This is a genomic window from Streptomyces sp. NPDC027962 (genome assembly GCF_055566095.1).
In genome coordinates, this window is sequence record NZ_JBVHTA010000058.1 from 28,599 (window position 1) to 38,805 (window position 10,207).

9 protein-coding genes and 1 pseudogene are annotated in these 10,207 nt (G+C 71.3%); 2 read left to right on the top strand and 8 right to left on the bottom strand.

Translation table 11 applies throughout. The annotated features are described in order from the left end of the window. Nucleotides 1-211 precede the first annotated feature (211 nt). Together leuE and ACZ4SA_RS34050 are read right to left on the bottom strand one after the other, a co-directional pair. Nucleotides 212-865 carry a leucine efflux protein LeuE gene (leuE, locus tag ACZ4SA_RS34045; protein WP_468281846.1) on the bottom strand — a complete coding sequence of 218 codons (654 nt, stop codon included), beginning with the start codon at nucleotides 863-865 and terminating at the stop codon, nucleotides 212-214. Between the two features lie 43 nt (nucleotides 866-908). Further along, complete coding sequence (locus ACZ4SA_RS34050) at nucleotides 909-2,489, bottom strand: acyl-CoA mutase large subunit family protein (protein WP_468281848.1); 1,581 nt, start codon at nucleotides 2,487-2,489, stop codon at nucleotides 909-911. A gap of 301 nt (nucleotides 2,490-2,790) precedes the next feature. On the opposite strand from ACZ4SA_RS34050, the gene ACZ4SA_RS34055 reads away from it, so the two are divergent. Beyond that, nucleotides 2,791-3,672 (top strand): L,D-transpeptidase family protein, encoded by an 882-nt coding sequence (locus ACZ4SA_RS34055; RefSeq protein WP_468281850.1) that lies wholly within the window; start codon nucleotides 2,791-2,793, stop codon nucleotides 3,670-3,672. Between the two features lie 260 nt (nucleotides 3,673-3,932). Here ACZ4SA_RS34055 and ACZ4SA_RS34060 read toward each other — a convergent pair whose 3' ends face one another. The 5 genes from ACZ4SA_RS34060 to ACZ4SA_RS34080 all read right to left on the bottom strand — a co-directional run bounded on the left by ACZ4SA_RS34060 (nucleotide 3,933) and on the right by ACZ4SA_RS34080 (nucleotide 8,791). Continuing rightward, nucleotides 3,933-4,979, bottom strand: a complete 1,047-nt coding sequence (locus ACZ4SA_RS34060) for a hypothetical protein (protein WP_468281852.1) — start codon at nucleotides 4,977-4,979, stop codon at nucleotides 3,933-3,935. Then, nucleotides 4,979-5,710 carry an RNA polymerase sigma factor gene (locus tag ACZ4SA_RS34065; RefSeq protein WP_468281854.1) on the bottom strand — a complete coding sequence of 244 codons (732 nt, stop codon included), beginning with the start codon at nucleotides 5,708-5,710 and terminating at the stop codon, nucleotides 4,979-4,981. Before ACZ4SA_RS34065 ends, ACZ4SA_RS34060 begins: the two co-directional genes overlap by 1 nt. A 303-nt stretch (nucleotides 5,711-6,013) precedes the next feature. Beyond that, nucleotides 6,014-7,198 carry an SMI1/KNR4 family protein gene (locus ACZ4SA_RS34070; protein WP_468281856.1) on the bottom strand — a complete coding sequence of 395 codons (1,185 nt, stop codon included), beginning with the start codon at nucleotides 7,196-7,198 and terminating at the stop codon, nucleotides 6,014-6,016. 18 nt (nucleotides 7,199-7,216) lie between these two features. Then, nucleotides 7,217-8,170 carry a L,D-transpeptidase family protein gene (locus tag ACZ4SA_RS34075; RefSeq protein WP_468281858.1) on the bottom strand — a complete coding sequence of 318 codons (954 nt, stop codon included), beginning with the start codon at nucleotides 8,168-8,170 and terminating at the stop codon, nucleotides 7,217-7,219. A 282-nt stretch (nucleotides 8,171-8,452) separates the two neighbouring features. Next, the gene (locus tag ACZ4SA_RS34080; RefSeq protein ID WP_468281860.1) at nucleotides 8,453-8,791 is read right to left on the bottom strand and encodes a DoxX family protein; all 339 of its coding nucleotides are present in this window, start codon (nucleotides 8,789-8,791) and stop codon (nucleotides 8,453-8,455) included. A 149-nt stretch (nucleotides 8,792-8,940) separates the two neighbouring features. On the opposite strand from ACZ4SA_RS34080, the gene ACZ4SA_RS34085 reads away from it, so the two are divergent. Continuing rightward, on the top strand, nucleotides 8,941-9,660 hold the full coding sequence (locus ACZ4SA_RS34085) for an SMI1/KNR4 family protein (RefSeq protein ID WP_468281862.1): 720 nt from the start codon (nucleotides 8,941-8,943) through the stop codon (nucleotides 9,658-9,660). Here the strand turns inward: ACZ4SA_RS34085 and ACZ4SA_RS34090 are convergent. Further along, nucleotides 9,657-10,207: pseudogene (locus tag ACZ4SA_RS34090) on the bottom strand (hypothetical protein); the annotation flags it as partial. The gene ACZ4SA_RS34085 and the pseudogene ACZ4SA_RS34090 overlap by 4 nt on opposite strands.

Consider the following 10,207-nt stretch of genomic DNA (forward strand, 5'->3'; position numbering starts at 1 on the left):
TTTCCCCCCACCCCCCCCTTCCCAAAACAGGTCTCCTAGGGCCTGCCTTTTAACCCCGTCCGGCGGTTGGGGACTCCGCGCGCCCCGCGCCCCCGCCCCCCCCCCCCCCCCCCCCCCCCCCAGGCCGTAGGGGGAGATCGAGGCGCGGGGTGAGGGGCGGAGCCCCGACAGGAACTGCAGGCTCAAGCCGGGCAGCGCCCGGGCAAGAGCGTCACGTGCCGCTGAGGGACAGCTTCACCGCGAAGCCCAGGAACAGCGCACCCGCCGCCGACGTCGCCCCCGCAGACAACCGCCGCCTGCGGCGGAACGCGGCCGCCAGGTGCGTGCCTGTGAAGATCAGCAGCGTCAGGTAGAGGAACGACGCGAGCTGCGCCAGCGTCCCGAGCACCGTGAAGGACAGAGCCGGATACGCGTAGGCCGGGTCGACGAACTGTACGAAGAAGGCGATGAAGAACAGGATCGCCTTCGGGTTGAGCAGGCTGATCACGAACGCCCGGCGGAACGGCCGCTCGACCGCACCCGAGGTGTCGGGCGCCACCACCTCGGCCACCCGCTCACGGCGGGTGCGCCACATCGACCAGGCGGCGCGCAGCATCCCGATGGCCAGCCAGGTCAGATAGCCGGCGCCCGCGTACTTCACGATACCGAACAGCAGGGCGTTCGCCTGCAGGAGCGAAGCCACGCCCGCGGCCGACAGCACCATCAACACCGTGTCGCCGCACCACACTCCGGCGGCGGCCTTGTAGCCCGTGCGCACACCCCGGCGCGCGGCGACCGAGAGCACGTACAGCGAGTTCGGCCCCGGCAGCAGGATGATCAGGACAAGGCCTGCGAGATAGGTCGGCAGATCGGTAACACCCAGCATGGGCGGAGTGTCGCACACGGGTACGACACTCCGCCCATTGGTCTCAGAATGCGTCGGTGGGGACGTATGTCCCCCACACCTCGCGCAGCGCGTTGCAGACTTCGCCGACGGTGGCGCGCGCCTTCAGCGCGTCCTTCATCGGATAGAGCACGTTGTCCGTGCCCTGCGCGGCCTTCTTCAGCTCCGCGAGCGCCGCGTCGACGGCCGGCTGGTCGCGTTCGGAGCGGAGCTTCGCCAGCCGCTCCGCCTGCTGCGCCTCGATCGCCGGGTCGACGCGGAGCGGCTCGTACGGCTCCTCCGTCTCCAGCGTGAAGCGGTTGACGCCGACGACGACCCGCTCGCCGGAGTCGGTCTCCTGGGCGATGCGGTAGGCGCTGCGCTCGATCTCGTTCTTCTGGAAGCCCCGCTCGATGGCGTTGACCGCGCCGCCCAGGTCCTCGACGCGCTCCATCAGCGCGAGCGCGGCCGCTTCGACGTCGTCGGTCATCTTCTCCACGACGTACGAACCCGCGAAGGGGTCGACGGTCGCGGTCACGTCGGTCTCGTACGCGAGCACCTGCTGGGTGCGCAGCGCGAGGCGGGCGGACTTGTCCGTCGGCAGCGCGATGGCCTCGTCGAAGGAGTTGGTGTGCAGCGACTGAGTGCCGCCGAGCACCGCGGCGAGGCCCTGCACGGCGACCCGGACGAGGTTCACCTCGGGCTGCTGGGCGGTGAGCTGCACCCCGGCCGTCTGCGTGTGGAAGCGCAGCATCAGCGACTTCGGGTTCTTCGCGCCGAACTCCTCCTTCATCACCCGCGCCCAGATGCGGCGGGCGGCGCGGAACTTGGCGACCTCCTCGAGGATGGTCGTCCGCGCGACGAAGAAGAAGGACAGTCGCGGCGCGAAGTCGTCGACGTCCATCCCGGCGGCGACGGCGGTACGGACGTACTCGATGCCGTCGGCGAGGGTGAACGCGATCTCCTGCGCCGGCGAGGCCCCGGCCTCCGCCATGTGGTAGCCGGAGATCGAAATGGTGTTCCACTTCGGGATCTCGGCCCTGCAGTACTTGAAGATGTCCGCGATCAGCCTCAGCGACGGCTTGGGCGGGAAGATGTACGTACCGCGGGCGATGTACTCCTTGAGCACGTCGTTCTGGATGGTGCCGGTGAGCTGGTCCGCGGGCACGCCCTGCTCCTCGCCGACCAGTTGGTAGAGGAGGAGAAGGAGGGCGGCGGGGGCGTTGATCGTCATCGACGTGGAGACCTTGTCCAGCGGGATGCCGCCGAACAGGATGCGCATGTCGTCGATGGAGTCGATGGCGACGCCGACCTTGCCGACCTCACCGTGTGCGATCGGGGCGTCGGAGTCGTGGCCCATCTGGGTCGGCAGGTCGAAGGCGACGGACAGACCCATCGTGCCGTGGGAGATGAGCTCCTTGTAGCGGGCGTTGGACTCGACGGCGGTGCCGAAGCCCGCGTACTGGCGCATGGTCCAGGGCCGGCCGGTGTACATCGACGGATAGACGCCGCGGGTGAAGGGGTACTTGCCCGGCCGGCCCAGCTTCTCCGCGGGGTCCCAGCCTTCCAGGTCCTCCGGCCCGTAGACCGGCTCGATGGGCAGTCCCGACTCGGACTCGCGCGCCATGTGACTGTGCCTCCCGCTGGAGCTACTGACAGGTAACAAATACTGCGACGGACTGTAGCGGCGAGCGTGCGGCGGATGGAGAGCCACGCGCTGGGACCTTGCTCACAGGCCGCCGCGACGGCGCGGTCCGTGTCGCCGCCACGACGCGGTTCCGTCTCACCGCGACGAGGTTCCGTCCCGCCGCCGCGACGCCGCCGTGTCGCGCTCGTCCCCCAACTGTTACCCCCATGATGCGCGGGATCGCGCAACCGGGCAGGACGGGGATTTGTCTCACCAGGCACAGAGACAAAGGGGGGCGATCATGCTCAGGAAGAACATCGGGATGAGAACGCTGGCCGCGGCGGCGGCGCTGGTCGTGGCGGCCGTGACCGCCGGCTGCAAGGCGGAGGCCGCGGCGGACGCGCCCCCCGCCGACAGCAAGCCGAGCGCGGCTCCCACGTCGGGGCCGACGTCGCAGTCGCCGACGCCGTCCGCCTCGCCGGCCCCGTCGAAGCCGGCCGAGCCGTCGCACACGCCGTCCCCTTCGGCGTCCACCACGAAGCCCGCGCCCGAAGTCCTGATGGCCCCTGGCGCCAAGGGTGAGCAGGTGCGCGAGCTGCAGGCCCGGCTGGCGCAGATCGGCTGGTTCGACGACAAGCCGACGGGGACGTACGGGCCGGTCACCACCACGGCGGTGAAGGGCTTCCAGGGCAAGCGCGGCCTGCCCGCGACGGGCAGCACCGACACGGTGACCTGGCAGCGGCTGCTCGGTATGACGACGAAGCCGACACGCGACGAGCTGGACGGCAAGGACGTCAACAAGCCGAAGGCCAAGCTGGACCCGCGCTGCAAGACCGGCCGGGTGATGTGCATCAGCAAGACCACCCGCACGCTGTCGTGGATGATCGACGGCAAGGTGCTCTCGACGATGGACGTGCGCTTCGGGTCGCAGTACACCCCGACCCGCGAAGGCGTGTTCAACGTGGGCTGGAAGTCCCGCAACCATGTCTCGACGATCTACGACACTCCCATGCCGTACGCGATGTTCTTCAGCGGCGGCCAGGCGGTCCACTACTCGTCCGACTTCGCGGCGCGCGGTTACAACGGCGCCTCGCACGGCTGCGTCAACGTGCGGGACAAGGGGAAGATCGCGTCACTCTTCGACCAGGTGCGGACCGGCGACAAGGTCGTCGTCTACTGGTGACGCTTCCCGGCGGCATCTTCCGGTGCCGTCTTCTTCCGGTGGAAGGGGTCGGAGACGCCGGGAGATCGGAGACGTCGGGAGAAGAGAGAGGGCGCGGGCGGGACCGGGGGAACGTGTCCCGCCCGCGCCATGTGCGCTGAGCCGAAGGTACGGGGGGAACCCCGGCTCGTTGCGCCGCCGATGACCAGTCGGCTCACTTATTACTGCGCCGTGGCCCGGAAAAACGTCACACCCCACCGCCGGATACACAAAAGGGCAGGTCAGGCCAGGTACAGCGCAGTGCTCGCCGAAGAGCCCGACCCGGTCGCCGACAGCGTCACCGAAGGCTGCGGGAGGGGCGACCAGGAGACCGGCGGGGTCTGGGGGGCGCCTTCGCCGGATTCCGAGCTGCGCTCGCCGTCACCGCCGGAGCGCTTGCCTCGGTCGTCGTCCCCGCCGTCGTCGTCCCCGCCGCCATCGTTGTCGCCGCCGGAGCCACCGGAATCGCCCGTGCCACCGGAGCCGCCCGAGCCGTCGCCCAGCAGCCTGTCGCAGAACCGCTCCACGCCCTCGGGGCCCTTCGCGGCCAGCTCCAGCCGGCGCTTCCTGTCCGGGTCGATCTTTCCGCTGCGGTAGTCGTGGCACGCCTCGACGGACTTGCGGTACAGGTCGCCTGTGGGACCCGTCCCGTCGCCGGGCCCCGTCGGACCGTCCTCGGCCGGCCCGCCCGGAGTCGCCGCGCCCTCGTCACCGGGGGCCGGGCTCGAGGTGCTCGGCAGCGGAGGCGGCACCGGCGGTGTGCCGGGGGCGCCCGGGGACTCGGAGGGCGAACCGGTTCCGCTCTCGCCCGGCAACGGAGAGGTGACAGGCCCCGGTGTCGCCGCGGCGGAGACCGACGAGGCGGGCAGCGGACGGTCGTCGTCGAAGGGGGTGGGCAGCATGCCCGTGCCGGCTGCGACGGCCACACCCCCGATGGCGCAGCCCGCCACCGCGGCGGCGATCCCGAACCGAAGAGGCCGGGCGAGGCCGCTGCCCCGGGAGCGGCGGACGGCGCGGGAGACCTGGACGGTCCCGAGCGAGGCGCCGCCCGGAACAGTGGCATCGGCCGCTGCATCGGCCCTGGCCTTGCGGAACGCGGCCAGGGCGGCCGCTTCCCCGGGCAGTTCGCCGTCGTCGTAGCGGTAACCGGGGTCCGCGGCGCGGTGGAGGACCTCGGCAAGGCGTGCGGCTTCGGTTTGGGCGCGTGCGTCGGCGGCCTCGACAGGCTTGCGGCGCAGCAGTCGCTCCGACGCACCCCTGTCGAGCCACTCGTACCGCTCGTCGGCCATCACATGTCCTTCTGCGTCCGCACGCGTGAATGCGTCACACCGGCGGGTGCCGCCGCCCCGGGACGGGAGCCGCGCTGGGACGGTACTCCGCCGAGATCCGAAGCCCCCTCCGGGGGGTCCTCGGCGCCTTCGGGGACGACACCGGAGGCCGCGCGTCCCGTGTCGTCGGAGGCGTCGAATCCCTCCGTGCCGAGCAGCTCGGCGAGCCGTTTCAGCCCGCGGTGCGCCGCCGTACGGACGGCGCCCGGCCGCTTGCCGAGCGTCTTCGCCGCGCTCTTGGCGTCGAGCCCCACCACGACCCGCAGCACGACGGCCTCGGCCTGGTCCTGGGGCAGCTGGGCGATGAGCGCCATGGTGCTTCTGGTGGAGATGGACTCCATGGCCTCGTCGACGGTGTCGGACGCGGCGGGCCTGCCGGTCAGCTCGGTCTCGTCACCGCCGACGGCGGGACGGCGGCCCCGCATCCGTATGTGATCGAGCGCACGATTACGGGCGATCCGCGCGGCCCAGCCGCGGAACCGGTCGGCGTCCCCGCTGAACCGGTCGAGGTCCCGCGCTATCTGCAGCCACGCCTCCGAAGTGACGTCCTCGGCGTCGGCCTCGCCGACGAGAGTGCGCACATAGCCGATCAACCGCGGATGCACGGCGCGGTACACAGAACGGAAGGCACCCTCGTCCCCGCCCTGCGCCGCGAGTACGGCGGCGGTCAGCTCCGCGTCGTCCCCCAGCACTACCTCAACCTGTCGTTCTGAACCGCAGCTGGTCACCACTGCTGCGCCACCGTGCGCGAATCAGCACGCTACGTGGTTTTATGCGCCCACGTCCATGCCTTGTACAACCTGCAACAACTTCGCGACCCACGCTTACCCCGCGAGCGGGGTGTGACACAAACGGCACGCTCGGCGCTGAGACTAGTACGGGGTTCCACTGCGACCCCGTACGAACGACGACCGGGGCCTCTCCTGTGGGGGGTGGCGGCCCCGGTCGTCCTTCTGTCCGGGGCGGTTCGGGCGGCCGCCGGCGACGCCTCGTGGTCATCCGCTCCCGGCATCGGTCGCGTCCGGCGCCCATGACTCCAGCTCGATGAACTCCAGCGGGTCGTCGTCCACGTCGAGGCCGGGGAAGCCCTCCGCGCGGAAGCGGCCGCGCAGCCACTCCAGCAGTGTGTCCGTCAGTCCCTGCGGCAACGGGCCGCCCTGGCCGGCGTGGCGGGGTACGACGATGAGCGGCCAGGCGTCCGGGTCGTCGCCCTCGGTCAGCCAGCAGATCTGGTCGCCGTCGATGGTCGACGCGAAGGGCAGGAAGCCGTCCTTCTCCGGCCAGACCTGAAGAGGCTGGTACTCGGGGAACTCCGCCCGCAGTTTACGGTAGGCGTCGCGGTACCACTGCTCGGCCACCAGCCCGCCGCGCCCGGTGTTCAGCGGTGCGGGCAGGTTCAGCCAGCCCAGCCAGGTGCTGCCGCCGTACGCCTCCATCAGCGCGACGTACTCGGCCGGCAGCCGCGTACCGAGCTGCTCGGCCGCCCACGCCCAGTCGGCGTCGCCGAGGTACGGCTCCGGGGGCGGCGGCAGCAGGGTCCGCAGCGCCTCCAGCCCGCTCCCCTCCGTCAGCGCCGCCCGGCGAAGCGCCTCCGCCTCGGGGGCCTCCCCCGGTCCGGGTGGCGTCCAGGGCGACGCTTCCGTCAGGTAGGCCGTGCGCCGCACGGTGGCGGGCAGCGGGCCCAGGGCGCCGCCGCCGGGCAGCGGCAGCCCCGTCCCCAGCAGTGCGACCAGTGTCTCGGCCAGCGGCATCCCGTAGTTGTGCCAAGGGTTCACCCCCTGGCGTACCGCGTCCTGGTGGAAGATGACGACCGGCCACTCGTCCGGGTCGTCGGACGCCGAAGTGTCCCAGAACAGGCAGCTGGTCGCCCTGGTCTCGCCCAGCGCCAGAAGCCCGCCCGGCTCGGGCCTGAAGACGGGCGGCTCGTGCGGGGGGACGTTCCGCGAGTCGATGCGGCAGTGCCGGTTCGTCGACTTCAGCCAGGAGCCGTAGTCGAAGCGGCCTTCCTGAGTGCACGGGATGTGCAGCCAGACGAAGTCGCCGATGTCGAGCGGACCGTAGGCCGCCAGCGCCTTGTAGTCGGCGGGCAGCCGCGTACCGAGCCAGGCCTCGACCGCGTCCCAGTCGACGGACACCGGCTCGGGGGCGGACGCGTCGAGGAGCGCCGTCAGGGAAGACATGGAAGGGAGCTCCACGGATCAGCCGATCGCGATACGGGGGTTGGCGGAGGGCTTGACCCAGCCCATGAAGCGCTCCATCGTCGCGCGCGGCACGGAGACGCAGCCGGCGGTCGCGCCGCTGCCGTTGACGTGCAGGAAGATCCCGGCGCCGCGACCGGGCACGGCGGGCCAGCGGTTGAAGTTGATGACGAGCGCCTTGGCGTACTGCGTCGGGTAGTTGATCAGGTGCTCGCTGCCGCGCTCACCGGACTCGGTCAGCGGGAAGTCCGCGCCCTCCTCGGTGTGCATCTGGTTGTAGAACTTCGACTCCGGGTCCTGGACCCACCAGTGGCTGTCGTTGACCTTCGTGTACGGCATCGCGGTGCCGCTGGACTCCACGCCGAACCCCTCGGTGATCGTGTACGTGCCGGACGGCGTGGTGTACGTGCTCTGCTTGCGCGTCGAACCGGGGACGACACCGTTCGACCCGACCCGGCCGGCGCTCGTCGAGAATTGCGCCTTCCAGCCGGCGGAACCCTTCTGCCAGGCGGTGACGGTCGCGTACGAGCCGCTGGACTTGACCGTGATGATCTGGGTGGCGTTGCCCACCTCGACGGGCACCGGGAAGTCGGGCGCGGCGGGCGCGCTCGTCGGCTCAGAGCCGCCGGCCCCGCTCCCGCTGCCGCCGCCCTGCCCTGAGCCGGTGGCGGCCGCCTTGGGGGACGCGCCGCCGGACGCCTTCGCGGAGGCGGACGCGGAGGCCGATGCCGAGGTCGACGGCGAGGGCGAGGCCGACGCGGAGGCGGACGGGGAGGCGGAGGCGCTCGGTGACGCGGAAGAGCCGGCTTCGTCCCCGGCACCGCCCGCCGCTTCGGGCGAGACGGACGCGGCGGCACCGGCCGCTTCCTCGCCGCTCCCTCCACAGGCCGACACGAGGGACATCGCACCGACCACGGCCAGCACGGACGGGAACTTACGGGAAGAGCGCAGCACAGGAAGATCCTTGGGCTCGTCGGAACGGCGCGGCGAGACAGGGCCGCGCTTCGAGGCGGGCCGGTTATACCTCGCCGTACTGGCCGAAATCCAGCCACCGGACATCACCGACAAGCCGGATGGCGCTCAAGGCGAACAGCTCCTGAACACACGCCCATCGGAGAGCTTCTCCGGGGAACACAAGACGTCGGATGCCGAGCCGCGAAGGGACGTGGCGGGCGTCCGCCGTGGCAGCTCCGGGCCACAGCGGGCGCCCGCCGACACGGGCCGGGCGATCCGGATTCAGCCGGTGGCCGCCAGGACCAGGGCGGCGACCACCGGGGCCGCGTAGAGCAGGGGGAACGGGATGTGCGCGTACCAGCGCGCCCGGATCACGGTGGCCACGGCCCCGGTGAAGTACGGCACCAGGCCGATTCCGGCCGCCACGCCGATGACCGGCACGAACAGGCCGACCATCAGACCGGCCGCGCCCGCGGCCTTCGCGGTGCCGAGCCAGGGCAGCCAGGGCACTCCGCAGTCGGCCATCGGCTGCACGACCCACTCGGCGCGAAGGAAGACCGAGACGGCGGAGAAGCCCACCACGGCGGCGACCAGGGTGACGACGACGTAGGCGGTGGACATGAGAGGTGCTCCCATCGGGCGGGGGTCATTTGCTCCGTCCCCCGCATGACCGGCGGCGGCGCGGGAACGTGACAGGCCCGACCGGATCGTCTCCCCGGATGTCGTGACCTGTCGGCTCCGGTGTCAGAGGCGGCGGTTACGGTCTCCGTATGACACACGAGTTCGACATGGTCCGTTCGCTGGCGGCGGGCGTCGAGGACCGGCGGGCGGCCTGGGAGTTCGTCCGGGGTTTCGCGGCGCACTGGAGCGGCGCCGCCCTCGCCGATGGCGACGGCTGCCCGGAGACGGACCTCGCGGCGGCCGAGGAGCGCCTCGGGCTGCGGCTTCCGGCCGCGCTGCGCGAGGCGTACGCGCTGCTCGGCAGGCGCGAGGACCTGACGTCGAACCACCACACGCTGCGCGCACCGGCCGAGTTGTACGTCGACGAGTGGGGCGAAGCCCTCGTCTTCCGCGACGAGAACCAGGGCGCGGCCCGCTGGGGCGTCCTGCTCGCGGACCTGTCGCACGACGATCCGCCGGTGCGGATCCGCCCCGACCTCGCCGACAAAAGCGCGGAGGAGTGGGAACCCTGGCTGGAGCAGACGTCGCTCGCCTTCCTGGAGATCGTCCTCTCGGAGGCCACCGAGGCGCCCGACCACCTCGTCGACTTCCTGGACGCGCCGGACGAGGAGGTCGTCGCGGAACTGGAGAGGGGCGGCACGCGGCTGCCGTTCCCGGCCGGCCCGCCCGGCGAACCCGTGCGCTGGTTCCTCTACGCCGGCGTGCTCGTCCGCGACACGGACGGTGGATGGCTCCATGTCCGGGCCCGCACAAAGGAGGCGCTCGACGGCCTGCGGGCCGCGCTGGACGGCGACTGGCTGAACGGCTAGCGCACAGCCGCCGGGAGCTCGATCTTGCGGGTGTACGGGCCCTCGTTCTTCTCGCCGACCTGCTGTTCGAAGCTGATGTCCTGGCCGTTGTAGGGGATCAGGAAGCCGAATTCGAAGCGGTGGTTCTTGATCCGGTACGTCTTCGCGTCCAGGACCAGCACCTCTTCCAGGCCGGAGAGGGTCAACTGCGCGTCGTCCACCGGGATGCCGGCCTTGCGGAGCTGCACGGCCGTCGAGTCGAACTCGCGCTTCGCCTTCTTCGCCCAGGCCCGGTCCTGGACGGCGCTCAGCTTCTTCCTGCCGCTGACGACGCGGAGTTCGACCGTGCCGCCGCCGTCCGTCCCGGTCACCTTCACGTCACCGCCGGGCGTCTGCGCGTAGATCCGGAACTCCTCGACGACCCCTATCGGGTCCTCGGCCTTGTTCCGCATCTCGGGGTCGGCGGGAGACACGGCCTTCCAGTCCGCCTCGCCCTCCTTCAGATACCCCGCGTCGCCGATGACGTAGAGCTCCTCCGTCTTCTTCGTCCCCTTGCTGCTGGTGCTGA